The following is a 25851-nucleotide window of genomic DNA, read 5'->3' on the forward strand; positions in this document are numbered from 1 at the left end:
TCAGTGAACCTCGACCACGTCGCCCTGCAACCGCTGCAACGCGTCGCTGACAGGTTGCGGCAGCAATTGGCGCAGGCAGTTGTAGTGGCCAAAACGGCAGGTACGGTCGAAACACGGGCTGCAATCCAGGCCCAGGCGCACCACTTCGACCTTGTCGGCCAACGGCGGGGTAAACCCGGGAGACGTCGAGCCGTACACCGCCACCAGCGGGCGATTCAGCGCCGCGGCCACGTGCATCAGGCCCGAGTCGTTGGACACCACCGAGTCGGCGCAGGACAGCAGGTCGATGGCCTCGGCCAGGGACGTATCGCCGCTGAGGTTGACCGCTTCTTCACGCAGGCCCGGGATCAAGCGCTGGCGAATATCCTCGCCCACCGAATGATCGTTTTTCGAGCCGAACAGCCAGACTTGCCAGCCCTCGCGAATCTTCATCTCCGCGACCTTGGCGTAATGCTCAGATGGCCAGCGCTTGGATTCGCCAAACTCCGCGCCAGGGCACAGCGCCAGCACCGGACGGTCCAGCTCCAGGCCAAACTTGGCCAGGGCGGCGTCACGGGTAACCGGGTCGATTTGCAGGCTCGGACGTGGATACGGTGCAGGCAACTCGGCACCCGGCGCGTAGGCCAGGGCCATGAAGCGCTCGATCATCAGCGGATAACGGGCCTTGTCGAGCTTGCGCACATCATTGAGCAGGCCATAGCGAAACTCGCCACGCCAGCCGGTGCGCTTGGGGATACCGGCGAAGAACGGCACCAGTGCCGACTTCATTGAGTTGGGCAACAGGATCGCCTGATCGTACTGGCCGGCCAGGGACTTGCCGATACGTCGACGGGTCGCCAGTTCCAGCGCGCCGTGGCCGAGCGGGAAGCTCAAAGCCTGACGCACCTCGGGCATACGCTCAAGAATCGGCCGGCTCCACTCGGGGGCGAGCACGTCGATTTGGCAGTCGGGATGACGTTGCTTCAGGCACTGGAACAGTGTCTGTGCCATCACCATGTCACCGACCCAACTGGGCCCAACGATCAGAATATTCATGTAGTTTCCACAAACGATGCGGGGAGGCTCATGCCTCCCCGCCTTATATAATGTTCAGCTTAACCCCAGTTCATGCCAGATTCGCTGCACCTGGCGCCGTTCGTCAGCGAACTGGTCCCCGGCCACTGTGCCGGCCTCGTTCTGCAAGGCCTGGCGGTGAGCGGCGGAACGGTAGGCTTTATACACCTCGCGCAGCAAATGGGCATCGGCGGCGGGCATCAGCCCGACCTGCTCCAGCCCTTCCAGAATGCGGATATTGTCGGTGTAGCGCAGCAACGTTGGATGTTGTGCAGACCACGCCAAAGCCGCGTATTGCACCATAAATTCAATATCGACGATACCTCCGGCGTCCTGCTTGAGGTCGAACGCCACCGTGGGTTCGAAGGCATTCGCCGCCGTTCCCGCCGCCGTGGACTTGGTGCCGAGGTTGTCGCGCATCTTGGCGCGCATCTCGCTGACCTCCTGGCGCAGCTTGTCCAGGTCCTGCGCGCGGCCCAGCACTTGCGCCCGCACCTGCTCGAAAGCACGACCGACATCCTGACTGCCCACCAGCACCCGCGCACGTACCAATGCCTGGTGCTCCCAGGTCCAGGCTTCGTTTTCCTGATAGCGCGCAAAGGCGCCCAGGGAACTCACCAGCAAACCGGATGCGCCCGAAGGCCGCAGGCGCATGTCCACTTCATACAGCTGGCCCGAGTTGGTCTGGGTGGTCAGCAGGTGAATGATCCGCTGGCCCAGTCGGGTAAAGAACTGCGCGCCGTCGATCGGCTTCGCCCCGTCTGTTTCGGCTTGCGGGTCACCGTCATGGATAAACACCAGGTCCAGATCCGAACCATGCCCCAATTCGATGCCGCCGACTTTCCCATAACCGACAATGATGAAGCCAGGATCGCACAAGGTGCCGTCCACCCGTTGCGGCGAGCCGTGACGGGCGACGGTCTGGCGCCAGGCCAGGGCCAGCACTTGCTCGAGGATGGCTTCGGCGAGCCAGGTCAGGTAGTCGCTGACTTTCATCAGCGGCAGGCTGCCGGCGATTTCCGAGGCGGCCACCCGCAGACGGTGCGCCAGCTTGAAGTGACGCAAGGCTTCCATCTGCTGTTCAAGGTCGTCTTCGGGAATACGCGTCAGGCGCTCGCGCAATTCGGCGGCCAGTTCCGGCGCCAGCGGCGGTTTGAACAGGCGGCCTTCGTTAAGCAGTTCGTCCAGCAGCAGCGGGAAGCGGGTGATCTGCTCGGCAATCCACGGACTGGCGGCACACAGGGTCAGGAGGCGACGCAGCGCGTCGGGGTTTTCCGTCAGCAGCACCAGATAAGCGGAACGCCGGGCGACGGCTTCGACCAAGGGCAGAACGCGCTCCAAAACCAGATCCGGATTGGCGTGCTCGACAGCCTGGGCCAGCAAGCGCGGGATAAAAGCATCCAAACGCTCACGCCCCAAACGCTGCATGGCACGCAATTGCGGGCTGCTACGCAGGCCAGCCAGGGTTTTCAAGGCTTTGGGCGCGTCGGTAAAGCCGCCTTCCTGCAACTGACGGCAAGCGGCTTCCTCGTCCTGGGACTCTTCCCACAACGGCAACCACTCGCCACCCACAACCAACTCGCTCTCTTCACCCTCTTCTTCATCCGGGTCGGCAATTACCTGACGGAAATGCCAGTCCACCCGACCGCGCCAGTACATCAGGCGCTCATGGAACGCGGTCCAATCCGGGAAACCCATCATGAAGGCAATCCGCGCCTGGTCTTCGGGGCCGTCCGGGAGCATCTGGGTCTGGCGATCGGCAATCGCCTGGATCGCGTGTTCGGTGTAGCGCAGGAATTCATAGCCATCACGCAGCTCGGCGATCACCGCCGGCGGCAGGTAGCCCTGGCCTTCCAGCGTGCCCAGCACTTTTAACAGCGGCCGCTGTTGCAGGCTCAGGTCGCGGCCACCGTGGATCAGCTGGAACGCCTGGGCGATAAATTCGACTTCTCGAATGCCGCCCGAGCCCAGCTTGATGTTCTCGGCCATCCCCTTGCGCCGCACTTCCTGCTGGATCAGCTGCTTCATGGTGCGCAGCGCTTCGATGGCGGAAAAGTCCAGGTAACGCCGGTAGACAAACGGTCGCAGCATGTCGAGCAATTGCGCGCCGGCCACTTGGTCACCGGCCACCACCCGCGCCTTGATCATGGCGTAGCGTTCCCAGTCGCGGCCCTGGTCCTGGTAGTACTGCTCCAGCGCGTTGAAGCTGAGCACCAACGCCCCGGCTGAACCGTAGGGCCGCAGGCGCATGTCGACGCGAAATACGAAGCCGTCGACGGTCATCGGGTCCAAAGCCTTGATCAGTTTTTGACCAAGTCGAATAAAGAATTCCTGATTATCCAGTGAGCGTTTGACGCCCACGGTGTCGCCGCCTTCGGGGTAGGCGAAGATCAGGTCGATATCGGACGACAGGTTCAACTCCACCGCGCCGAGCTTGCCCATGCCAAGGATGACCATGTGCTGCGGCTCACCACTGCGACGGCCGGTGGGCGTGCCGAACAATGTGCAGTGGCGCTGGTACAACCATTGGTAAGCCTGGTCGATGCTGGCGTCGGCCATGTCCGATAGATCACGGCAGGTTTGCACCAGGTCCGCCTGTCGGGTCAGGTCGCGCCAGATGATCCGCACTTGCTGGCGGGTGCGCTGGCGTCGCAGAACCCGGCCCAGCTCGTCTTCTGTCTCGGCCTGCTGCACGGCAACGGCAATCTGCCCGCACAGCTCGCCGGGGGCAAAGCCGCGGTCCAGCTCGCCCCAGGCCACCAGTTCCAGCAACATCAAAGGGTCACGAACACTCTGTTCAATGACGAAATCACTGGCGGCGCACACGCGGGCGAAGTCAGCCCAACGTTGCGGCGTCCACTCAGAAAGGCCATTATCGCCGTCCAATCCGGCCACGGCGTCACGAAATGACTGCTCGGCCCGCTTGGCAAATGGAAGCAGGATGGCCGGTAGTTCGGCCTGCATTGGAAGGCTCATGGTCTATCCTTGATCGGCGCGTAAAGGGCTTGTAGCTGTGAACGCAAGAACCACGCTCGGTGAAGGACTGTCGAACAAAGGTTAGAAATAGCTGAAAATTTTTCTTTTTTGGCAGTCAACATCAAATCTCTACCCTTTCTTGTTCGCAAAAGATCAACAATAACGATTATGCTCGCCAGCTAGACCGAGCAATCCGCTCAGTCTTGTGTAGTTTTACTACTCGTATATACATTCGAAAGGCTGAAATGGCCGACGATTTGTAGTAAAACTACAGGACGCCGAAGCAACCTTCGGCCATCCAAGAATTTATGTCGTCTGCCCACAAGGCCAGTCGCAAACTTCAGGCAACCGATTCTGGTAGCCTTTCCGCCCTGGAGCAAGCCATGCAAGACCTCGATCCCGTCGAAACCCAGGAATGGCTGGACGCCCTGGAATCGGTTCTCGACAAAGAAGGCGAAGACCGTGCTCACTACCTGATGACCCGTATGGGCGAACTCGCGACCCGCAGCGGCTCGCAACTGCCCTACGCCATCACCACGCCGTACCGCAACACCATCCCAGTTACCCACGAAGCACGCATGCCTGGCGACCTGTTCATGGAACGCCGCATTCGCTCGCTGGTACGCTGGAACGCCATGGCTATGGTAATGCGCACGAACTTGAAAGATTCTGACCTGGGCGGTCACATCTCCAGCTTCGCTTCCAGCGCAACCCTGTATGACATTGGCTTCAACTACTTCTTCCAGGCCCCGACCGAAGAACACGGCGGCGACCTGATCTACTTCCAGGGCCACACCTCGCCAGGCGTCTACGCCCGCGCGTTCATGGAAGGCCGCATCACCGAAGAACAAATGAACAACTTCCGCCAGGAAGTCGACGGTCAGGGCCTCTCGTCCTATCCGCACCCTTGGCTGATGCCTGATTTCTGGCAGTTCCCGACTGTATCCATGGGCTTGGGCCCGATCCAGGCGATCTACCAGGCACGCTTCATGAAGTACCTGGAAGCCCGTGGCTTCATCCCTGAAGGCAAGCAGAAAGTCTGGTGCTTCCTGGGCGACGGCGAGTGTGACGAGCCGGAATCCCTGGGCGCCATCTCCCTGGCTGGCCGCGAGAAGCTGGACAACCTGATCTTCGTCATCAACTGCAACCTGCAGCGCCTAGACGGCCCGGTTCGCGGCAACGGCAAGATCATCCAGGAACTCGAAGGCGTGTTCCGCGGTGCTCAGTGGAACGTGACCAAAGTCATCTGGGGCCGTTTCTGGGACCCACTGTTGGCCAAAGACGTCGACGGTATCCTGCAACGCCGCATGGACGAAGTCATCGACGGCGAGTACCAGAACTACAAAGCCAAAGACGGCGCGTTCGTACGTGAACACTTCTTCAACACGCCGGAACTCAAGGCGATGGTTGCTGATCTGTCCGACGACGAGATCTGGAAACTCAACCGTGGCGGCCACGACCCGTACAAGGTCTACGCGGCGTACCACGAAGCGGTCAACCACAAAGAACAACCGACTGTCATCCTGGCCAAGACCATCAAGGGTTATGGCACCGGTGCCGGCGAAGCGAAGAACACTGCGCACAACACCAAGAAAGTCGATGTCGACAGCCTGAAGTTGTTCCGCGACCGCTTCGACATCCCGGTCAAGGACGAAGAGCTGGAGAACCTGCCGTTCTTCAAGCCGGAGCCAAACAGCGCCGAAGCCCGCTACCTCAGCGAGCGTCGCACTGCACTGGGCGGTTTCGTGCCACAGCGCCGCGCCAAGAGCTTCAACATCCCGACTCCGCCACTGGATACCCTCAAGGCTATCCTGGACGGCTCGGGCGACCGTGAAATCTCCACCACCATGGCCTTCGTGCGGATCCTCGCGCAGCTGGTCAAGGACAAGGAAATCGGTTCGCGTATCGTGCCGATCATCCCGGACGAAGCCCGTACCTTCGGTATGGAAGGCATGTTCCGTCAGTTGGGCATCTACTCCTCCGTCGGCCAGCTCTACGAGCCAGTCGATAAAGACCAGGTGATGTTCTACAAGGAAGACAAGAAGGGCCAGATCCTCGAAGAAGGCATCAACGAAGCGGGCGCCATGAGCTCCTTCATCGCTGCCGGTACGTCGTACTCCAGCCACAACCAGCCGATGCTGCCGTTCTACATCTTCTACTCGATGTTCGGCTTCCAGCGCATTGGCGACCTGGCCTGGGCTGCCGGCGACAGCCGTACCCGTGGCTTCCTGATCGGCGGTACTGCCGGCCGGACCACGCTGAACGGCGAAGGCCTGCAACACGAAGACGGCCACAGCCACATCCTGGCGGGCACCATCCCGAACTGCCGCACCTTTGATCCAACCTACGGCTATGAGCTGGCGGTGATCATCCAGGACGGCATGAAGAAGATGACCGAAGAGCAGCAGGACGTTTTCTACTACATCACCGTGATGAACGAGTCCTACCAGCAGCCAGCCATGCCGGCCGGTGTCGAGGAAGGCATCATCAAGGGCATGTACCTGCTCGAAGAAGACACCAAGGAAGCCGCTCACCACGTGCAACTGATGGGCTCCGGCACCATCCTGCGCGAAGTGCGTGAAGCTGCAAAAATCCTGCGTGAAGAGTTCAACGTCGGTGCTGACGTATGGAGCGTTACCAGCTTCAACGAACTGCGTCGCGACGGCCTGGCCGTAGAGCGCAGCAACCGTCTGCACCCAGGCCAGAAGCCTGCGCTGACCTACGTTGAAGAGTGCCTGGCTGGCCGTAAAGGTCCGGTTATCGCCTCTACCGACTACATGAAACTGTTTGCTGAACAAATTCGTCAGTGGGTACCGTCCAAGGAATTCAAAGTCCTGGGCACCGACGGTTTCGGCCGTAGTGACAGCCGTAAAAAGCTGCGTCACTTCTTCGAAGTCGACCGTCACTTCGTGGTGTTGGCAGCCCTGGAAGCCTTGGCTGACCGTGGTGAAATCGAACCTAAGGTGGTAGCAGACGCTATCGTCAAGTTCGGGATCAACCCGGAAAAACGCAACCCACTGGACTGCTGAGGAGATTTTCTGTGAGCGAACTCATTCGCGTACCTGACATCGGCAGCGGTGAAGGTGAAGTAATTGAACTGTTTGTGAAGGTCGGCGACACCGTCGAAGCCGACCAGAGCATCCTGACCCTGGAATCGGACAAGGCGAGCATGGAAATCCCTGCTCCCAAGGCCGGCGTGGTCAAAAGCCTGAAAGTGAAGCTGGGCGATCGCCTGAAAGAAGGCGACGAACTGCTTGAGCTGGAAATCGAAGGTGCCGCTGATGCGGCCCCTGCGGCGGCCGCTCCTGCTGCTGCCCCGGCTCCAGCCGCCGAGAAGCCTGCCGCCGCTGCCGAGGCCCCTGCGGCTCCGGCTGCTGCACCTGCCGCCGAAACAGTCCAGGACATTCATGTTCCGGACATCGGTTCGTCGGGCAAGGCCAAGATCATCGAGCTGCTGGTTAAGGTCGGCGACACCGTCGAGGCTGACCAGTCGCTGATCACCCTGGAGTCCGACAAGGCCTCCATGGAAATCCCTTCGCCGGCTGCCGGTGTGGTGGAAAGCATTGCCGTGAAGCTGGAAGACGAAGTCGGCACCGGCGACTTCATCCTCAAGCTGAAAGTAGCAGGCGCTTCGGCTCCTGCTGCTGCACCCGCTCCAGCTGCCGCTGCTCCGGCCGCCAAGGCTGAAGCTGCACCAGCGGCTGCCGCCCCTGCGCCTGCTGCAAAAGCCGAGGCCGCACCGGCTCCGGCGGCTGCACCTGCGCCAAGCGGTGCCAAGGTTCATGCCGGCCCTGCCGTGCGCCAACTGGCCCGTGAGTTCGGCGTTGAGCTGAACGCTGTGTCGGCCACTGGCCCGCACGGTCGCGTGCTGAAGGAAGACGTGCAGGTTTACGTCAAATCCATGATGCAGAAAGCCAAAGAAGCTCCGGCAGCCGGTGGCGCTACCGGTGGTTCGGGCATTCCGCCGATCCCGGTCGTGGACTTCAGCCGCTTCGGCGAAACCGAAGAAGTGCCGATGACTCGCCTGATGCAAATCGGCGCGTCGAGCTTGCACCGCAGCTGGCTGAACATCCCGCACGTGACCCAGTTCGACCAGGCCGACATCACCGACCTGGAAGCTTTCCGCGTTGCGCAGAAAGCCGTCGCCGAGAAGGCTGGCGTGAAGCTGACCGTGCTGCCACTGCTGCTCAAGGCCTGCGCCCACTTGCTCAAGGAACTGCCGGACTTCAACAGTTCGCTGGCCCCTAGCGGCAAGGCGATCATCCGCAAGAAGTACGTGAACGTCGGCTTTGCGGTCGATACTCCGGACGGCCTGCTGGTGCCTGTGATCAAGAACGTTGATCAGAAGAGCCTGTTGCAGCTTGCCGCTGAGGCTGCTGCACTGGCTGCCAAGGCCCGCGACAAGAAGCTGACCGCAGACGACATGCAAGGCGCTTGCTTCACCATCTCCAGCCTGGGGCACATTGGCGGTACTGGCTTCACGCCAATCGTCAACGCGCCGGAAGTGGCGATCCTGGGTGTTTCCAAGGCCACTATCCAGCCTGTGTGGGACGGTAAAGCGTTCCAGCCGAAGCTGATGCTGCCACTGTCGCTTTCCTACGATCACCGTGTGATCAACGGCGCGGCTGCCGCACGCTTCACCCAGCGCCTGAGCCAGTTGCTGAACGACATCCGCACCATCCTGCTTTAAGCCTCAACAGGTCTCCTGCCCACGCAGGAGACCTGGCTTCAACGATTTCCGAGCGCCACGCTCGTACCTCAACCCCGCCAATTGGCGGGGCTTTTTTTGCCTGCTTTTCCTGTTCCTCTGTAGGAGCGAGCTTGCTCGCAAAAATCCTTAACATTAACGCTGGCACCCTGAATGAACGCGGTGCCTGGACGTTTTTCGCGAGCAAGCTCGCTCCTACAGTTGGGGTCGTATCTGGCGTTGAAAAAGCCATCGGTCACCCCGGTTGTAGAAAACCGTTCGCTGGCCGATAACCCACTTATAGCACTTAGCCTTCATCCTCTCTTGTCAGCCCGTGCCGCATGATGCAACCTTGCCGCAGGCAACAGTAAAGAGGGCGTGAGCCCGGCGCGAAGCGCATTTTTCCAAGCGAGTTCCCCCATGAAAAGCCAACCCGATGTCGCCCGTACGGCGGCCGAGGTAGTGACGCAATTACCGGTGCCTTCGCGCCTCGGTATGCTGCGTTTCGAGCGGCTTAATGAGGCAAGCTGGGCCCTGCTGTACCTCGACCCCAATTGCGAACGCCAATTCGGCCTGTCCGCCGTCGAGCTGTGCGCCTTGATCGGCTCGCCCTACGCCAGCCTGATGGAACCCCAGGCGCGTTATCAGCTGCATGATGCGATCCAGCAACAGCTGACCATCAGCCCGCACTACCTGGTGCGCTACACCCTGCACACCAATGACGGCCCGTTAAGCCTGCTGGAGCTGGGTGAGGCCTACAAACAGCACAACCGCCACCTGCTGCGTGGCTACCTGATGGTGGTCGATGGCCTTTTCAGTGATATTTCGCTGGCCCCTGCCGTGGATCTCGAAAGCCAGAACAGCCGCTTGCAGATCGCCCTGGAACTCAACCAGCGCGCCCAGCAGGAACAACTGCAACACCTTGAGCGGGTGCGCGCCCAGCAGGAACTGATTCTGTTGCTGGCCCGTCAGCGCTACAGCACCAACAACTCGCTGCAAGAAGCCGCCGAGCTGATCACCCGCAGTGCCTGCGATATCTATCAGATCGACTGCGCCAGTATCTGGAACCTCGAAAACCAGCACCTGGTGCCGATTTCCGCCTATCACCGCGCCGATCAGCAGCACCACCTGCCAGAGCCTATCGATGCCAGTGGCTTCCCGGATTACCTGGAAGCCCTGCAAACCAGCCGCGCCATCGATGCCAACAACGCCCTGCGCGACCCACGCACCCGGGAAATGGTCGAGAGCCTGCGCCCACGGGACATCCACGCGATGCTCGATGCCAGCATCCGGGTCGATGGCAACGTGGTCGGGGTGTTGTGCCTGGAGCAGAGTGGCAGCACCCGCGTGTGGCAGTCCGACGAGATCGCCTTTGCCGGCGAGTTGGCCGACCAGTTCGCCCAAGTGATCAACAACCACAATCGCCGCACCGCCACCAGCGCGCTGCACTTGTTCCAGCGGGCCGTGGAGCAAAGCGCCAATGCGTTTCTGCTGGTCAATTGCGACGGCGTGGTGGAATACGTCAACCCCAGCTTTACCGCGATCACCCAATACAGCACCGAAGAAGTCCATGGCCATCAGCTGTCGGAACTGCCGGCGCTGGAGAACCTCAGCGAGCTGCTGTTCGACGCGCCTTCGAGCCTGGCCAAGAGCAACAGTTGGCAAGGCGAGTTCAAGAGCCGGCGCAAAAACCTCGAACCCTACTGGGGCCAGCTGTCGATCTCCAAGGTCTATGGCGACAACCGTGAGCTGACGCACTACATCGGCATCTACGAAGACATCACCCAGACCAAGCTGGCCCAGCAGCGCATCGAACGCCTGGCCTACACCGACAACCTGACTAACCTGGGCAACCGCCCGGCGTTCATCCGCAACCTGGACGAACGCTTTGCCCGGGACAGCGACAGCCCCATCAGCCTGCTGCTGGTGGACATCGACAACTTCAAACGGATCAACGACAGCCTCGGCCACCAGACCGGCGATAAGCTGCTGATCAGCCTAGCCCGGCGCCTGCGCAACAGCCTGACGGCCAGCGGTAGCCTGGCGCGGTTTGCCAGTAACGAGTTTGCCGTGCTGCTGGACGACACCGACCTTGAAACCGGCCAGCAGGTCGCCAGCCAATTGCTGGCGACTCTCGACAAGCCGATGTTCGTCGACAACCAACTGATCAGCGTCACCGGCTCCGTGGGCCTCGCCTGCGCGCCACTGCATGGCCGCGACCCGCAAACCCTGATGCGCAACGCAGGCCTGGCGCTGCACAAGGCCAAGGCCAACGGTAAGCACCAGGTGCAAGTGTTTACCGAGGCACTGAACGCCGAAGCCAGTTACAAGCTGTTCGTGGAAAACAACCTGCGCCGCGCCCTGACCCAGAATGAACTGGACGTGTTCTACCAGCCCAAGCTGTGCCTGCGCAGCGGTCGCCTGTTGGGCATGGAAGCACTGCTACGCTGGAACCATCCGGAAAAGGGCATGATCCGCCCCGACCAATTCATCAGCGTGGCTGAAGAGACCGGGCTGATCATCCCCATCGGCAAATGGATCGCCCGCCAGGCCTGCCGCATGAGCCGCCAGCTGACTGCCGCGGGCATGGGCAATCTGCAGGTGGCAATCAATTTGTCGCCCAAACAGTTTTCCGACCCGGACCTGGTGGCCTCGATAGCCACGATCCTCAAGGAAGAACAGTTGCCCGCCAACCTGCTGGAACTGGAGCTGACCGAAGGCCTGCTGCTGGAAGCCACTGAAGACACCCGCTTGCAACTGGACCAACTGAAGAGTTTTGGCCTGACCCTGGCCATGGATGACTTCGGCACCGGTTACTCGTCGCTCAGCTACCTGAAAAAATTCCCGATCGACATCATCAAGATTGATCGCAGCTTTATTCATGAAATCCCGGACAACCAGGACGACATGGAAATCACCTCGGCGGTGATCGCCATGGCTCACAACCTCAAGCTCAAGGTGGTGGCCGAAGGCATCGAGACCTCCGAACAGCTGGCGTTCCTGCGCCGTCACCGTTGCGACGTCGGCCAGGGCTACCTGTTCGACCGGCCAATCCCGGGGTCCGAGCTGATCGAGAAGCTTAAACGCTACCCTCGCGGGCCAATCGCCTGACAGCGCGGTAACACTCGGGCAAACTGGCAGTCTGAATTCTTACCTGTAACTCAATCTGACTGAGAGGACTGATCATGGTCTTGCGCTCGGAAATTCTGGTGAACAAAAACGTGCTTCCTACTCAAGAACAAGCTTTGCCTGGCCGTGAAACCCCGATGTCCCTGCCCGAGACTCACTTCGTCAACGGCAACCCGCTGCTCGGCCCGTTTGTCGACAACGTAGAGTTTGCGATCTTCGGCCTGGGTTGTTTCTGGGGTGCGGAACGCAAGTTCTGGCAGCGCGACGGCGTGGTCAGCACAGTGGTGGGTTATGCCGGCGGCTACACGCCGAACCCGACTTATGAAGAAGTCTGCTCGGGCCTGACCGGCCACAGCGAAGTGGTGCTGGTGGTGTTTGACCAGGACAAGATCAGCTACGAAGATCTGCTGAAAATGTTCTGGGAACTGCACAACCCGACGCAGGGCATGCGCCAGGGCAATGACATCGGCAGCCAGTATCGGTCGGTGATCTATGCGGTCAAACCGGAGCATCTGGAAGCGGCGAAGGCCAGTGCACAGGCTTATCAGAATGAACTGACCAAGGCCGGCCTGGGCACCATCACCACAGAAATCGAAGAAGCGCCGACGGTGTACTTCGCCGAGGCGTATCACCAGCAGTACCTGGCGAAGAATCCGCAAGGCTATTGCGGGATTGGCGGCACAGGCGTTACCTGCCCGATCTAAGAGCGACACCGATAAAAATGTGGGAGCGGGCTTCAATACCTTGAGATTGGCTTACTCGGCGATAAGCCAATCCATCTGCCAGCCACCCTGGGTTTGCCCAAGCTGCTTGGACAACCACGGCAACAGCTCACGCAATTCTTCCTCCAAGCCCCACGGCGGGTTGGCAATCGCCAGGCCCGAACCGGTCAGGGTGTTCGGCGTATCCAGCGGATGCACCAGCAATTCCACCCGCAGCAACTTCGGCGCACCGGTACCGGCCAGGTCCTGGTAGAAGCGGCGCAACATGCGCTGGTCCTTCACCGGGTACCAGATCGCGGCCACTGTCTGGCGCATCCGGCTCACGGCTTCCTTGAGGGAAGCGGCGCAGCGCTGCATCTCGTCGAGCTTTTCGAACGGAGGGTCAATCAGCATCAGTGCGCGCTTTTCCGGTACCGGCAGCAATGCGCGGGGCACGTGCCAGCCTTCGCCAAGGTGCACTTTCACCCGACGGTCGCCCTTCATGTTGTCCTTGAGCAGCAAGCCGTCTTCCGGGTGCTTCTCGTTGAGCAACACGCGGTCCTGAGGGCGAGTCAGACGTCGCGCCAGCTCCGGGGAACCCGGGTAGTAGCGCAACTCGCCATCCGGGTTCATCTCGTGCAGCACGCGCATGTAGTCGGCGGTCAGCGGCGGCAGGTCGGCCTGGCCCCACAGGCGGGCGATGCCCTCCAGGTACTCACCGGTGCGGTTCGCCTGATCGCCCTGCAGGTCGTACAGACCAATGCCGGCGTGGGTGTCGAGATAGGCAAACGGCTGCTCCTTGCGCGACATCAGGGCGATGAGGCGGGTCAAGGTCAGGTGTTTGAAGACATCGGCGTGGTTGCCGGCGTGAAAGGCGTGACGATAATTCATGGTTGCTCCTGCGCAGGGGGCGAAGTTTACCTTTTACGCAGGCAAAGGTGCAGGGCTGCGCGTCAGGTGGTGCTTATGCCGCAAACACAGGGGCGCCGCCGAAAATAGTCTAATTGCCGGTACGAAAGCGGATTTATTGTGGCCAGCAATTATCCATGGAGGTCATAAAAACTCATGAAAGACGCCACCATCGCCCTGCACCACGGCTTCAAGTCGGACCCGACCACCAAGGCCGTCGCCGTGCCGATCTACCAGAACGTCGCCTTCGAATTCGATAACGCCCAGCACGGCGCGGACCTGTTCAACCTCGACGTGCCCGGCAATATCTACACACGCATCATGAACCCCACCAATGACGTGCTGGAGCAACGCATCGCAGCACTCGAAGGCGGCATCGCGGCCCTGGCCGTGTCGGCCGGCAGCGCGGCGATCCACTACGCGATCCAGACCCTGACCCGTGCCGGTGACAACATCGTCACCACCCCGCAGTTATATGGTGGCACCTACACCCTGTTCGCCCATTTGCTGCCGAGTTTCGGCGTCGACGTGCGCTTCGCCCGTGACGACTCTGCCGCAGCCATCGCCGAACTGATCGATGACAACACCAAGCTGGTGTATTGCGAAAGCATTGGCAACCCGGCGGGCAACATCATCGACATCGAGGCCCTGGCCAACGTCGCCCACGCCCGAGGTGTTCCACTGATGGTGGACAACACCGTGGCCACGCCGATCCTGTGCAAGCCGATCCAGTTCGGCGCGGATATCGTCGTGCACTCGGTGACCAAATACGTCGGCGGCCATGGCAACTCGCTGGGTGGTGTAATCGTCGACAGCGGCACCTTTCCCTGGACTCAATACCCGGAGAAATTCCCCGGCCTCAACCAGCCCGAGCCGGCCTATCACGGCGTGGTCTACACCGAAAAATTCGGCCCCGCGGCGTTCATTGCCCGCGCCCGCACCGTGCCCCTGCGCAACACCGGCGCGGCCTTGGCGCCGATGAATGCATTCCTGCTGCTGCAAGGCCTGGAAACCCTGGCCCTGCGCATGGAGCGCCACACCGAAAACGCCTTGAAGATTGCCCACTTCCTGCAAGACCACGAGCTGGTGGAGTGGGTCAGCTACGCCGGCCTGCCGGATCACCCACACCATCATCTGGCGCAGAAATACATGCAGGGCAAACCGTCGGCGATTCTGTCCTTCGGCCTGAAGGGCGGTTATGAGGCTGGCGTACGTTTCTATGACTCACTGCAAATCTTCAAGCGCCTGGTGAACATCGGCGATGCCAAGTCCCTGGCCTGCCATCCGGCGTCCACCACCCACCGTCAGATGAATGAACAAGAGCAGGCGAAAGCCGGGGTGAAGCCGGAGATGATTCGCCTGTCAGTCGGCATTGAGGCGATTGAGGACCTGATCGAGGACTTGCAGCAGTCTTTGGCTTCAACCCAACTCTGAGCCCAGCCAGGCAGCCAGCGCCTGATGACTGACATCCGGCCGGTGCACGAAGTGAGCGACCTTGTGCTTCAAGGTCGCCGGCGCAAAGGCACTGTGCAGGTCCGGGCGCTGTTCTTCCAGCCATTGCAGGAGGTTGTCCACCAGCGTGACGCTCGATTGCTCACTCAAGTGCTGGAGAACCTGCGGCGGCACTTGCCACCACGGGCTTGGCTTTGCCGCTCCCACCGTTGTGACGGCTACCTCAAGCTGGCGACCATTGATCCAGTAGCGACTGAACACCGGGAGCAACGCCTTTGCCTGCGGCCCCAGTGCCTGCAAAACAGGCAGTACATAGGCGCCGTCCCAGAAGCGAAAGAACACCGCCTGCCCTTCCGGCAACATTACCTTGGTCAGGCTGCGCAGATGCTCGACGACGGTTTGTACGGGACAGGACGACACAGCCAACCATCCCCAATCAGTACCTTCGCATTCGTCGGCCCATTTCAGAAAAGCACTTTCAACGGCAACCACCGCAACGTAGGGCATGACTTCATCCCATGCCGCATATTCGCTGTCCGCCCAAACTGGACTGAGCGAGCTACCACTGGTACGACGCCAGGCTTCAAGCGGCTTGCAGTCGCTGGCATTACCCAACACCGCAAACAACTGCTCACCCGCCTGCAATGGTGCAGACGCCAACCATTGCCCTGGAGAAATCATGGCGCACCTCCGGCCAGTGATGCGTTGCGGTGCAGAGGCCTGTCACACACGCCATTCCTGCAGCGCTCGCACTCTTCACAAAAGGGCGCACTGCGTTTCAGGCTGAACACCTGCACGGCACTCAGCGGTGCTGGTATCACCGCCAGCAACTTTTCCTGTAGCCCAGCCATCAGCGGCGCTGCCGCCGATGCCGGCGAGCCGCCAACCTGAACCTCTGTGCTGCTGAAAATCCCGTCTGACGAAACGTTGATCCAGTGCCCGCCAGCCTGAAGGGTCACACTGGCGCCCGCGTCGATAACGATGCTTTGCCCGGCGCCAATTCGAATGGTCATGCCGGCACGCGTTTGCTGCGAGCCGGCGATCATCAGGTGATCGTCCTGCTTGAGTTCGGTCAGGCGGTTGCCGTGGGTGGTGCGCTGTTCTTCGCCCTGAAGGTCATGACGATCGAGACCTTTCACAATGACATTGCGCTGATTGTCGACCCGTACGTGCTGGTCATGGAGTACGTGTTGGGTCCAGTTGCGCTGGGCACGCAGGTAGATTTCCTCGGCGCCCTTGCGGTCCTCGATGCGTAGCTCGTTGTAGCCACCGCCGCCGGGGCTGGTCTGGCTACGAAAGATGCTGCGGGTCTTGTCGGCCGGCAGGTCCAGCGGCACTGGCGTCGCCGCATTGGCCAGGCAGCCGACCACCAGTGGCGTGTCGGCGTCACCATTGACGAAGCCCACCAGCACTTCCATGCCCACCCGTGGAATCAGCACCGCGCCGTAATGTTCATGGGCCCAGCCACTGGCCACACGGAGCCAGCAGCTGGAATGTTCGTTGTGCTCCCCGGCACGATCCCAGGCCAGTTGCACCTTGACCCGACCGTATTCGTCGCAATGGATTTCACTGTCGACGGGGCCAGTGACAACCGCGTTCTGATAACCGGATAGGGGGGTACGTGCCGGCGGCAGGTCGGGACGAAAAACCGTGTCCCACGGCGTGGCGACGAAGGTGTTGCTGTATCCCTGGAGCGCCCCATCGCCCATAGACTCCTCAAGTACTTGAGGCTGACTGCCGCGGTGAGCGACCCGAGTCACCAGCCAAAGATCATTCCATTCATCGCGGGGGTGCGCTGCCATCTTGAAAAGCTGACCACTGACCAACGACGGTTGATCGCCACTGCCATGGGCCTGTCGATAGTCGCCGCGGTGTCGCTCAAGAGCCCGCTGCGCCAAGTGCTTGCCGTGGGCCCGATCGGTGAAGTGGCCGGGATAGTCGTGATCTTCCAGGGACGGAAGCTGCTCGCCGAGTACTTCACTTTCCAGCTGCAGTCGCGGCTTGCGAAAGTCGTAATCGCGCAGGTTTACACCCGTCGTGCGGGTTTCCAGACGCACCGAAAAACGCTTGATCACGGGTGCATCGGCGACCATCCCGGTGCCAGGCACATAGTCAGTCGCCTGCTCACCCTGCGCGAACACCGCCTGGTCATCACCAAATACCAGGAGGTGCCCGTCGGGACTGTGCTGGAAATGGTAGTGAATCCCCAACTCGGCACACAGGCGCTGGATAAACCCCAAATCGCTTTCACCAAACTGCACGCAGTACTCACGCTCGGGATACACGCCCGCCAACCTGAATTCGAAAGCATCGCCGTGGATGCCCTGCCCTTCCAGCACCCGCTTGATGATCTGCGGCACACTCTGGTGCTGGAAAATACGCTGGTGGCTGCTGTGTTGCAGGTACGCCAGGCGTGGCACCAGGCTGATCTGGTAGCGGGTCAGGCGCCTGCCGGAATCGCCCTGGGCAACGCGGTAGATTTGGCCGTGAATGCCATTCCCCTGAGCATCGAAGCTCAAGAAGGCCTGGCGGTGCAGCAGGCTTTCAAGGTCGAGGTCTGGCTGGTCGCTGACCAGTTCAAGGTCGAAGCGATAAGGCTCGCTGATGGCTTCGTTGCCCTTGAACTCAAAAACCTTGAGATCACTGGGCACGCCGTCGAGGGTCAGGGTAAAGGCACTTTGATTGGCAGGAGCGAACATCCGGTGTTTCTCTGCGAGTAGTGGGTGGCCGATTCTGCACCAGCTGTTTGCCGAGCTGAGTGCGCTGCAGGCAAATCAGTAAATCCTTACATCTCAAGTGCCCAATTCTTCATGTCTCAAACGTCGAGCCACCGTCATGAGCGTGCTAGCGTTACAACCCACCTCATCGGCATCACAATGGAAAAAAACATGGCCAACCGCTACGCAAAAATCGTTCTGACCCTTGCCCTGGCAGCCTTCGCCACACTCGTCGCCTTCAACAACATCACCGACTACGGCTCCAACTTTGCCTTCGTCAAACATGTGCTGAGCATGGACACCACCTTCCCCGGCAACGCCGCGATGTATCGCGCCATCACCACCCCATGGCTGTGGCACGGTGCGTATTGGCTGATCATCGCCGGTGAAACCCTGACGGCCGTGCTGCTGGCGCGTGGCGCACTGGCCTTGTGGCGGGCTCGTCGTGCCACCGGCACCGAATTCAACCGCGCAAAGAAATGCGCAGTTGTAGGACTGACCCTCGGTTTTGTCGTGTGGTTCTTCGGATTTATGGTGATCGGCGGCGAGTGGTTCCTGATGTGGCAATCCCATCAGTGGAACGGCCAGGAAGCTGCGTTCAAGTTTTATATGGCGATCCTGGGTGTGCTGATTTTTCTCAACCAGCCGGACACTGACCACGACTGAAAAACCACGAATTCGAAATCGGTGGATGCCCTTTCACAAACTACTGTCAGATAGCTGACGGTAGTTTGTAGCCCTTTTCCCAAAGTATAAAAACGCCCCACATTCAACGCTCCGAGCCACAAGGCAAGCCCTTAAATTGCGGTGCCATCTCCATTCGGAAAGGACCGCATATATGGCACACAACCATCCTGCGTTGAATAACCCCAACACCCGCAAAGATTGCTGAGGACGCCCCAATGCCTCAGCCCTATGCATTCATCAATGAAAGGCAACAAACGTCAATCGAGCTCAAGGCAAGGTTGCGCCTGGGCAAACACGCGCTAACCAAGTTCGACGTACTTAACACACACATTCGCAATGCTGTTGTTCTACCCGGCCAGTTGGTGATCATCGGCGATGACTCCACGGCGGCCTGCACCCTGGAAGAATCCCGCCTGATGAGCGCCGCCTGGAATATTCGCCATAGTGTTATGGCCGAAGGCGGCGATACCTATGCCCTGCACAACTACGACCTGTTGCAAAAAATGCTGGGCTACGCTTCGCTCGGGATAGGCACGGCGGGCGATGCATGGAGTCGACATTTGCAGGACATTGGTAAAACGCTCGAAGACATTGATGCACTGCATAAACAGTCCCTGCGCCAGGGTGGCGGCGCCGTACGAGACGACTTCCTGGCTCGAAGACGAACCCTGTTCGCCAAGCTGGAGGCGCAAATGCGCGGCTTTGCGCGCTATGGAACCAACTTGCGCAATGAGGGCTCGATCAAAAAAATGCTCGGGATATCCACCCGAAGCTATCTGCGTACCGGAGAAATCAACAGGTATGCCGACACGCTTGCGCGGGTATCAAAGACGGCCAATCTGCTGAAAAATGGAACGCCACTGGGGATTGCGCTAAGCACTACGGCGTCGGCACTGGAAATCAAGGAGGCTTGCTCGACGGGGAGAGAAGAGCAGTGCAGGAAGGCCAAATATGTGGAGGCAGGGAAGTTGGCGGGCGGAGTGGCAGGAGGATTAATCGGCGGCTACCTGGGAACAGCTTTATGTGTCGCGGTACTGGCCCCCACCACTGGCCCGCTCGCGCTGAGCTGCATATTAATCGCGAGCGGTGCTAGCGGAGCAGCATTCGGCAGCCTTGGTGGAGTTGCAGGAGAGGAGATCGGAGAAGCCATTTATGAATATTGACTACTTTCTCAATCTTCCAGTGAAAACCCAGCTAGCGATGGGCTCGTCCCTTGCAATCATCGCTTCCGTCACTATCGGTGTATTCCTGGCCTACCGAAAACTGGAGTTCATGGAAGGCCTATTGGATAACTGCCGCTTGGTAGCTACCCATCGGCGTCTCTGGGGAAACTCCCTACGAGGAAAAATGACCCGACTATGCGTCATCCATGTGGCCATTACGCTGCCAGGATGGAACGCAAGACGTGGCGCTATTGACTTACGGCAAGTCCAAGCTTTTCCACGCGGCCTGAAAGCGATCTTTAGCGGGATGAGCTTTTTTGGCATAACCGGGATGACGGGCTGGATAGCTGTTTACTTCAGTGATCATCTGAACCTGTAAAACACCACTGCGAGATCTGGAAGGCAAAAAAACGGCCCGTCATCCAAAAGATGCGGGCCGTTTTCAGTTCAGCGGGCATTCAAGCCCCCGCCGATTACTTGTTGAGGTTGTAATCCGCCTCGGCCGCGTCAAACCGCTGAACCATGCCAGCCGTCGGAGCGCCCAGCTTGCTCACGAAGTAGATCGCCAGGCTGGCAAAGATGAAGCCCGGGATGATTTCGTACAGGCCCAACAGGTTGAAGTGCTTCCACACGATCACGGTGATCGCCCCCACCAGGATGCCGGCCAGTGCGCCATTACGCGTCATGCCTTTCCACAGTACCGAGATCAGCACCACAGGACCGAATGCAGCACCGAAACCAGCCCAGGCGTAGCTCACCAGGCCCAGTACGCGGTTTTCCGGGTTGGCGGCCATGGCGATGGCGATCAGCGCCACCAGCAGCACCATGGCGCGACCGACCCACACCAGCTCAACCTGGGAGGCGTTTTTACGCAGGAAGGTTTTGTAGAAGTCTTCGGTCAGGGCGCTGGAGCACACCAGCAACTGGCAGCTCAGGGTGCTCATCACGGCAGCCAGGATGGCCGACAGCAGCACACCGGCAATCCATGGGTTGAACAGCAGCTTGGCCAGTTCGATGAACACACGCTCGTGGTTCTCTGTCACGGGACCGGCGACTTCCGGGTGCGCCGAGAAGTAGGCGATACCGAAGAAGCCCACCGCCACGGTGCCGCCCAGGCACAGGATCATCCAGGTCATGGAGATACGACGTGCATTGGCAATCGATTTCACCGAATCCGCCGCCATGAAACGCGCGAGGATGTGCGGCTGGCCGAAGTAACCCAGGCCCCAGCCCATCAGCGAAATGACGCCGATGAAGGTGGTGTTTTTCAGCATGTTGAAGTTGTCAGGGTTCTGCGCTTCGATCGCCAGGAAGGTGGTGTCGACGCCACCGGTGGCCAGCAGCACGATGATCGGCGTGAGCAACAGGGCGAAGATCATCAGCGTGGCTTGTACGGTGTCAGTCCAGCTCACCGCTAGGAAACCACCGACGAAGGTGTAGGCAATCGTCGCGGCAGCACCGGCCCACAGCGCAGTCTCGTAGGACATGCCGAAAGTGCTTTCAAACAGGCGGGCGCCGGCCACGATGCCGGAAGCGCAGTAAATGGTGAAGAACACCAGGATCACCACCGCAGAGATGATCCGCAGCAGGCCGCTTTTATCTTCGAAACGACTGGAGAAGTAATCCGGCAGGGTCAGGGCGTCGCCGTTGTGCTCGGTCTGCACTCGCAGGCGGCCGGCAACAAACAGCCAGTTAAGGTAGGCACCGACGATCAGGCCGATGGCGATCCAGCTTTCCGACAGGCCAGACATGTAAATCGCGCCGGGCAAGCCCATCAGCAACCACCCGCTCATGTCCGAGGCGCCGGCCGAGAGCGCGGTGACCACGCTGCCGAGGCTGCGACCGCCCAGAATGTAGTCGGAAAGGTTATTGGTGGAGCGATAGGCCATAAAGCCGATCAGCACCATGGCAGCGATATAGATCACAAAGGTGATCAGGGTAGGATTACTTACGCTCATTGAGTTACGCCCTGGCATTGTTTTTATGTAGCGGCGGTCTGTCCGGACGGCCACCCACTAGCTAGTGGATAGACGAAGCCTGGCGCCGCGCATTTATGACTGACGTTTCCCCAGGAAAGCCATCAGCCGATGAACCGCCGGTAAGAGGTTGCACCTTGGGCGCGAATGCTATTCAACAAAGTAAATAAGGTGCAACCAGTTTCTTGAGAATAAGTTGCACCTTGATGTGTTTTCCGGAAAACACCGTGTTTTTGCTCCTTTTCGGAGCAAGCACAGCCAAAGTCAGAAGCAAATGTACCAAGACGCAGCCGATTCGGCTGTGGCGATAATTTTTCCCGATCAGCATCAAAAATTTCATGGATAAAAAGGGTTGCACCCGGTTGCACCTCTCTCGGCGCAAAGCTAATCTTGCCGCCAGCTGATGCCACGCAGTAGTGGCACCCATGAGGATAAAAAGATGGCTACGACCACCCTTGGGGTCAAACTTGACGACCCGACCCGCGAGCGCCTGAAGGCGGCCGCGACCTCCATTGATCGCACGCCGCACTGGCTGATCAAGCAGGCGATTTTCAATTACCTGGAGAAACTCGAGGGTGGTGCAACCCTGGCCGAGCTCAACGGCATGGGCAGCAAGGACGCAGAAGAAGCCGGCGAGGTCCAGACCGACCACGCCCACCAGTGCTTCCTGGAGTTCGCCGAGAGCATCCTGCCGCAATCGGTACTGCGCGCGTCGATCACCGCCGCTTACCGTCGCCCGGAACCGGAAGTGGTGCCGATGCTGATCGAGCAGGCTCGCCTGCCTGCGGCAATGGCCGAAGCCACCAACAAGCTCGCCTCTTCGATCGCCGAGAAACTGCGCAATCAGAAAAGCGCCGGCGGACGTGCAGGCATCGTCCAGGGCCTGCTGCAAGAATTCTCCCTGTCGTCCCAGGAAGGTGTAGCGCTGATGTGCCTCGCCGAAGCGCTGTTGCGCATCCCGGACAAAGGCACCCGCGACGCGCTGATCCGCGACAAAATCAGCACCGGCAACTGGCACCCACACTTGGGCAACAGCCCGTCGCTGTTCGTCAACGCCGCCACTTGGGGCCTGCTGCTGACCGGCAAACTGGTCGCCACCCATAACGAAGCCGGCCTGACGTCGTCCCTGAGCCGCATCATCGGCAAGAGCGGCGAGCCGATGATCCGCAAGGGCGTCGACATGGCCATGCGCCTGATGGGCGAGCAGTTCGTCACCGGCGAAACCATCGCCGAGGCCTTGGCCAATGCGAGCAAGTTCGAAGCCAAGGGCTTCCGCTACTCCTACGACATGCTCGGTGAAGCCGCGCTCACCGAACACGACGCCCAGAAATACCTGGCCTCGTACGAACAAGCCATCCACTCGATCGGCAAAGCGTCCCACGGTCGTGGGATTTATGAAGGCCCGGGCATTTCCATCAAGCTCTCGGCCCTGCACCCGCGTTACAGCCGTGCGCAATACGAGCGTGTGATGGACGAGCTGTACCCGCGCCTGCTGTCGCTGACCCTGCTGGCCAAGCAATACGACATCGGTTTGAACATCGACGCCGAAGAAGCCGATCGCCTGGAGCTGTCGCTCGACCTGCTGGAACGCCTGTGCTTCGAGCCGCAACTGACGGGCTGGAACGGTATCGGCTTCGTGATCCAGGCTTACCAGAAGCGTTGCCCGTATGTGATCGACTACGTGATCGACCTGGCACGCCGCAGCCGCCATCGCCTGATGATCCGTCTGGTGAAAGGCGCGTACTGGGACAGCGAAATCAAGCGCGCCCAGGTCGAAGGCCTGGAAGGCTATCCGGTCTACACCCGCAAGGTGTACACCGACGTTTCCTACATTGCCTGTGCACGCAAACTGCTCTCGGTTCCGGAAGTTATCTACCCGCAGTTCGCTACCCACAACGCTCACACCTTGTCGGCGATTTACCATATTGCCGGTCAGAACTATTACCCCGGCCAGTACGAGTTCCAATGCCTGCACGGCATGGGCGAACCTCTGTACGAGCAGGTTGTAGGCAAGGTCTCCGAAGGCAAGCTGAACCGTCCGTGCCGCGTGTACGCACCGGTCGGTACTCACGAAACATTGCTGGCTTACCTGGTGCGTCGCCTGCTGGAAAACGGCGCCAACACTTCGTTCGTCAACCGGATTGCTGACCAATCCATCTCGATCCAGGAGCTGGTGGCCGATCCAGTGGCCAGCATCGAGCAGATGGCGACGCAGGAAGGCGGCTTCGGCCTGCCGCACCCGCGTATCCCGCTGCCCCGCGACCTGTACGGTGCCGAGCGCGCCAACTCCGCCGGTATCGACCTGGCCAACGAACACCGTTTGGCGTCGCTGTCCTGCGCCTTGCTGGCCACCGCGCACAACAACTGGAAAGCCGCGCCGATGCTCGGTTGCGCTTCCAGCAACGAAGCGGCTGCACCGGTGTTGAACCCGTCGGATCTGCGTGACGTGGTCGGCCATGTGCAGGAAGCGACTGTCGAAGATGTCGATAACGCGATCCAGTGTGCCCTGAACGCTGCGCCAATCTGGCAGGCCACCCCGCCCGCCGAACGCGCCGCGATCCTGGAACGTGCCGCCGACCTGATGGAAGGCGAGATCCAGCCACTGATGGGCCTGCTGGCCCGCGAAGCCGGAAAAACCTTCGCCAACGCCATCGCCGAAGTGCGTGAAGCCGTGGACTTCCTGCGCTACTACGCAGTGCAGGCCCGTAACGATTTCACCAATGACGCCCACCGGCCCCTGGGCCCAGTGGTGTGCATCAGCCCGTGGAACTTCCCGCTGGCGATCTTCAGTGGCCAGGTCGCTGCTGCACTGGCCGCCGGTAACCCGGTGCTGGCCAAGCCTGCCGAGCAAACACCATTGGTTGCCGCACAAGCCGTGCGCCTGCTGCTGGAAGCCGGGATTCCGGAAGGCGTGCTGCAACTGCTGCCGGGCCAGGGCGAAACCGTCGGTGCCCGCCTGGTGGGTGATGATCGCGTCAAGGGCGTGATGTTCACCGGCTCCACCGAAGTCGCGCGTCTGCTCCAACGCAACGTCGCCGGCCGCCTGGATGCACAGGGTCGTCCGATTCCGCTGATCGCCGAAACTGGTGGCCAGAACGCGATGATCGTCGATTCCTCGGCACTCACCGAACAAGTGGTGATCGACGTGGTGTCCTCGGCCTTCGACAGTGCCGGCCAACGCTGCTCGGCCCTGCGCGTTCTGTGCTTGCAGGAAGATTCCGCTGATCGCGTCATCGAAATGCTTAAAGGTGCCATGGCTGAATGCCGCCTCGGCAACCCGGAGCGCCTGTCGGTGGACATTGGCCCGGTGATCGACGCCGAAGCCAAAGCCGGTATCGAGAAACACATCCAGGCCATGCGCGACAAAGGCCGCAACGTTTACCAGGTCGCGATTGCCGATAGCGAAGAGGTCAAGCGCGGCACGTTCGTGATGCCGACCCTGATCGAACTGGAAAGCTTCGACGAACTGCAACGGGAAATCTTCGGCCCGGTGCTGCACGTGGTGCGCTACAAGCGCAAAGAGATCGACCAGCTTATCGGCCAGATCAATGCCTCCGGCTACGGCCTGACTCTGGGCGTGCACACTCGCATCGACGAGACCATCGCCAAGGTGATCGACAACGTCCATGCCGGTAACGTCTACGTTAACCGCAACATTGTGGGTGCCGTGGTCGGCGTGCAGCCGTTCGGCGGCGAAGGTTTGTCGGGTACCGGCCCTAAAGCCGGCGGTCCGCTGTACCTGTACCGTCTGCTGTCGACACGTCCTACGGATGCCATCGAGCAATCCTTCGTTCGCGGTGATGCCGTGACAGCACCGGATGTTCGCCTGCGGGATGCCATGAGCAAGCCGCTGACGGCACTGCAAGCCTGGGCCGACAGCAACAAGCTCAGCGACTTGAGCGCCCTGTGCGTGCAGTTCGCCGCGCAATCCCAAAGCGGTATCACCCGCCAACTGGCCGGCCCGACCGGCGAGCGCAACAGCTACGCCATCCTGCCCCGCGAGCACGTGTTGTGCCTGGCGGAAGTGGAAGGCGACCTGCTGACGCAACTGGCGGCGGTACTGGCAGTCGGCGGCTCGGCGGTATGGCCGGAAACTGAATTGACCAAGGCCGTGTTCGCACGCTTGCCGAAGGAGCTTCAGGCGAAGATCAAGCTGGTAGCTGACTGGACCAAGGATGAAACCGTATTTGATGCCGTACTGCATCACGGCGATTCCGACCAACTGCGCGGGGTTTGCCAGCAAGTGGCCAAGCGTGGCGGGGCGATTGTCGGGGTTCACGGTTTGTCTTCGGGCGAAACCGGGATTGCCCTGGAGCGTCTGGTGATCGAGCGGGCGTTGAGCGTCAACACCGCTGCGGCGGGTGGTAACGCCAGCCTGATGACCATCGGCTAACTGAAGAA

16 protein-coding genes are annotated in these 25851 nt (G+C 60.4%); 9 read left to right on the plus strand and 7 right to left on the minus strand.

Annotated elements, in window-relative coordinates; genetic code table 11:
• Nucleotides 1-1035: a lipopolysaccharide heptosyltransferase II gene (gene waaF / locus SNL23_RS16380; RefSeq protein WP_167662929.1), complete on the minus strand. Its 1035-nt coding sequence runs from the start codon at nt 1033-1035 to the stop codon at nt 1-3.
• A gap of 54 nt (nt 1036-1089) precedes the next feature.
• A complete protein-coding gene (gene glnE, locus SNL23_RS16385) occupies nt 1090-4029 on the minus strand; it encodes a bifunctional [glutamate--ammonia ligase]-adenylyl-L-tyrosine phosphorylase/[glutamate--ammonia-ligase] adenylyltransferase (RefSeq protein WP_318302783.1) in 2940 nt (979 codons plus the stop codon).
• 383 nt (nt 4030-4412) lie between these two features.
• On the opposite strand from glnE, the gene aceE reads away from it, so the two are divergent.
• The 4 genes from aceE to msrA all read left to right on the plus strand — a co-directional run bounded on the left by aceE (nt 4413) and on the right by msrA (nt 12549).
• A complete protein-coding gene (gene aceE / locus SNL23_RS16390; protein ID WP_167662931.1) occupies nt 4413-7058 on the plus strand; it encodes a pyruvate dehydrogenase (acetyl-transferring), homodimeric type in 2646 nt (881 codons plus the stop codon).
• Nucleotides 7059-7069: 11 nt separating this feature from the next.
• Nucleotides 7070-8719, plus strand: coding sequence for a dihydrolipoyllysine-residue acetyltransferase (gene aceF / locus SNL23_RS16395; RefSeq protein WP_318302785.1), 1650 nt, complete (start codon nt 7070-7072; stop codon nt 8717-8719).
• Between the two features lie 417 nt (nt 8720-9136).
• Nucleotides 9137-11827, plus strand: a complete 2691-nt coding sequence (locus SNL23_RS16400; RefSeq protein ID WP_318302786.1) for a putative bifunctional diguanylate cyclase/phosphodiesterase — start codon at nt 9137-9139, stop codon at nt 11825-11827.
• 74 nt (nt 11828-11901) lie between these two features.
• Entirely contained in the window at nt 11902-12549 is a 648-nt protein-coding gene (gene msrA / locus SNL23_RS16405) for a peptide-methionine (S)-S-oxide reductase MsrA (protein ID WP_167662933.1), read from the plus strand.
• A gap of 51 nt (nt 12550-12600) precedes the next feature.
• Here the strand turns inward: msrA and SNL23_RS16410 are convergent, their stop codons facing one another.
• A complete protein-coding gene (locus SNL23_RS16410) occupies nt 12601-13437 on the minus strand; it encodes a 23S rRNA (adenine(2030)-N(6))-methyltransferase RlmJ (protein WP_076015494.1) in 837 nt (278 codons plus the stop codon).
• 174 nt (nt 13438-13611) lie between these two features.
• Here SNL23_RS16410 and SNL23_RS16415 point away from each other — a divergent pair, with 174 nt between their 5' ends.
• Nucleotides 13612-14889, plus strand: coding sequence for an O-acetylhomoserine aminocarboxypropyltransferase/cysteine synthase family protein (locus tag SNL23_RS16415; protein ID WP_318302789.1), 1278 nt, complete (start codon nt 13612-13614; stop codon nt 14887-14889).
• Here the strand turns inward: SNL23_RS16415 and SNL23_RS16420 are convergent.
• A complete protein-coding gene (locus SNL23_RS16420; protein WP_076015492.1) occupies nt 14875-15588 on the minus strand; it encodes a DUF4123 domain-containing protein in 714 nt (237 codons plus the stop codon). The two genes, SNL23_RS16415 and SNL23_RS16420, sit on opposite strands and share 15 nt — an antisense overlap.
• The gene (locus SNL23_RS16425; RefSeq protein ID WP_318302790.1) at nt 15585-17606 is read right to left on the minus strand and encodes a type VI secretion system Vgr family protein; all 2022 of its coding nucleotides are present in this window, start codon (nt 17604-17606) and stop codon (nt 15585-15587) included. The genes SNL23_RS16420 and SNL23_RS16425 overlap by 4 nt, the downstream gene beginning before the upstream one ends.
• 189 nt (nt 17607-17795) lie before the next feature.
• On the opposite strand from SNL23_RS16425, the gene SNL23_RS16430 reads away from it, so the two are divergent.
• The 3 genes from SNL23_RS16430 to SNL23_RS16440 all read left to right on the plus strand — a co-directional run bounded on the left by SNL23_RS16430 (nt 17796) and on the right by SNL23_RS16440 (nt 19853).
• Nucleotides 17796-18290 carry a DUF2165 family protein gene (locus SNL23_RS16430; RefSeq protein ID WP_318302791.1) on the plus strand — a complete coding sequence of 165 codons (495 nt, stop codon included), beginning with the start codon at nt 17796-17798 and terminating at the stop codon, nt 18288-18290.
• A 236-nt stretch (nt 18291-18526) separates the two neighbouring features.
• The gene (locus SNL23_RS16435; RefSeq protein ID WP_318302793.1) at nt 18527-19474 is read left to right on the plus strand and encodes a hypothetical protein; all 948 of its coding nucleotides are present in this window, start codon (nt 18527-18529) and stop codon (nt 19472-19474) included.
• Nucleotides 19464-19853, plus strand: coding sequence for a hypothetical protein (locus tag SNL23_RS16440; RefSeq protein WP_318302794.1), 390 nt, complete (start codon nt 19464-19466; stop codon nt 19851-19853). Before SNL23_RS16435 ends, SNL23_RS16440 begins: the two co-directional genes overlap by 11 nt.
• A 94-nt stretch (nt 19854-19947) precedes the next feature.
• Here the strand turns inward: SNL23_RS16440 and putP are convergent, their stop codons facing one another.
• Together putP and SNL23_RS16450 are read right to left on the minus strand one after the other, a co-directional pair.
• Nucleotides 19948-21432: a sodium/proline symporter PutP gene (gene putP, locus SNL23_RS16445; protein WP_076015490.1), complete on the minus strand. Its 1485-nt coding sequence runs from the start codon at nt 21430-21432 to the stop codon at nt 19948-19950.
• A gap of 122 nt (nt 21433-21554) precedes the next feature.
• Nucleotides 21555-21860, minus strand: a complete 306-nt coding sequence (locus SNL23_RS16450) for a hypothetical protein (protein ID WP_159442635.1) — start codon at nt 21858-21860, stop codon at nt 21555-21557.
• 29 nt (nt 21861-21889) lie between these two features.
• On the opposite strand from SNL23_RS16450, the gene putA reads away from it, so the two are divergent.
• Nucleotides 21890-25843: a trifunctional transcriptional regulator/proline dehydrogenase/L-glutamate gamma-semialdehyde dehydrogenase gene (putA, locus tag SNL23_RS16455; RefSeq protein WP_318302795.1), complete on the plus strand. Its 3954-nt coding sequence runs from the start codon at nt 21890-21892 to the stop codon at nt 25841-25843.
• The last annotated feature ends 8 nt before the right edge of the window (nt 25844-25851 follow it).

It is taken from the genome of Pseudomonas sp. SED1 (assembly GCF_034044025.1).
Classification (GTDB): domain Bacteria; phylum Pseudomonadota; class Gammaproteobacteria; order Pseudomonadales; family Pseudomonadaceae; genus Aquipseudomonas.

Excerpts from the sequence above, each read along its gene's own strand:
- SNL23_RS16435 (WP_318302793.1), top strand. The coding sequence starts at position 18,527 with ATGCCTCAGCCCTATGCATTCATCAATGAAAGGCAACAAACGTCAATC.
- putP (WP_076015490.1), bottom strand. The coding sequence starts at position 21,432 with ATGAGCGTAAGTAATCCTACCCTGATCACCTTTGTGATCTATATCGCT.
- SNL23_RS16400 (WP_318302786.1), top strand. The coding sequence starts at position 9,137 with ATGAAAAGCCAACCCGATGTCGCCCGTACGGCGGCCGAGGTAGTGACG.
- SNL23_RS16410 (WP_076015494.1), bottom strand. The coding sequence starts at position 13,437 with ATGAATTATCGTCACGCCTTTCACGCCGGCAACCACGCCGATGTCTTC.
- aceE (WP_167662931.1), top strand. The coding sequence starts at position 4,413 with ATGCAAGACCTCGATCCCGTCGAAACCCAGGAATGGCTGGACGCCCTG.
- SNL23_RS16430 (WP_318302791.1), top strand. The coding sequence starts at position 17,796 with ATGGCCAACCGCTACGCAAAAATCGTTCTGACCCTTGCCCTGGCAGCC.
- SNL23_RS16440 (WP_318302794.1), top strand. The coding sequence starts at position 19,464 with ATGAATATTGACTACTTTCTCAATCTTCCAGTGAAAACCCAGCTAGCG.
- SNL23_RS16425 (WP_318302790.1), bottom strand. The coding sequence starts at position 17,606 with ATGTTCGCTCCTGCCAATCAAAGTGCCTTTACCCTGACCCTCGACGGC.
- glnE (WP_318302783.1), bottom strand. The coding sequence starts at position 4,029 with ATGAGCCTTCCAATGCAGGCCGAACTACCGGCCATCCTGCTTCCATTT.
- msrA (WP_167662933.1), top strand. The coding sequence starts at position 11,902 with ATGGTCTTGCGCTCGGAAATTCTGGTGAACAAAAACGTGCTTCCTACT.
- putA (WP_318302795.1), top strand. The coding sequence starts at position 21,890 with ATGGCTACGACCACCCTTGGGGTCAAACTTGACGACCCGACCCGCGAG.
- waaF (WP_167662929.1), bottom strand. The coding sequence starts at position 1,035 with ATGAATATTCTGATCGTTGGGCCCAGTTGGGTCGGTGACATGGTGATG.
- SNL23_RS16415 (WP_318302789.1), top strand. The coding sequence starts at position 13,612 with ATGAAAGACGCCACCATCGCCCTGCACCACGGCTTCAAGTCGGACCCG.
- SNL23_RS16420 (WP_076015492.1), bottom strand. The coding sequence starts at position 15,588 with ATGATTTCTCCAGGGCAATGGTTGGCGTCTGCACCATTGCAGGCGGGT.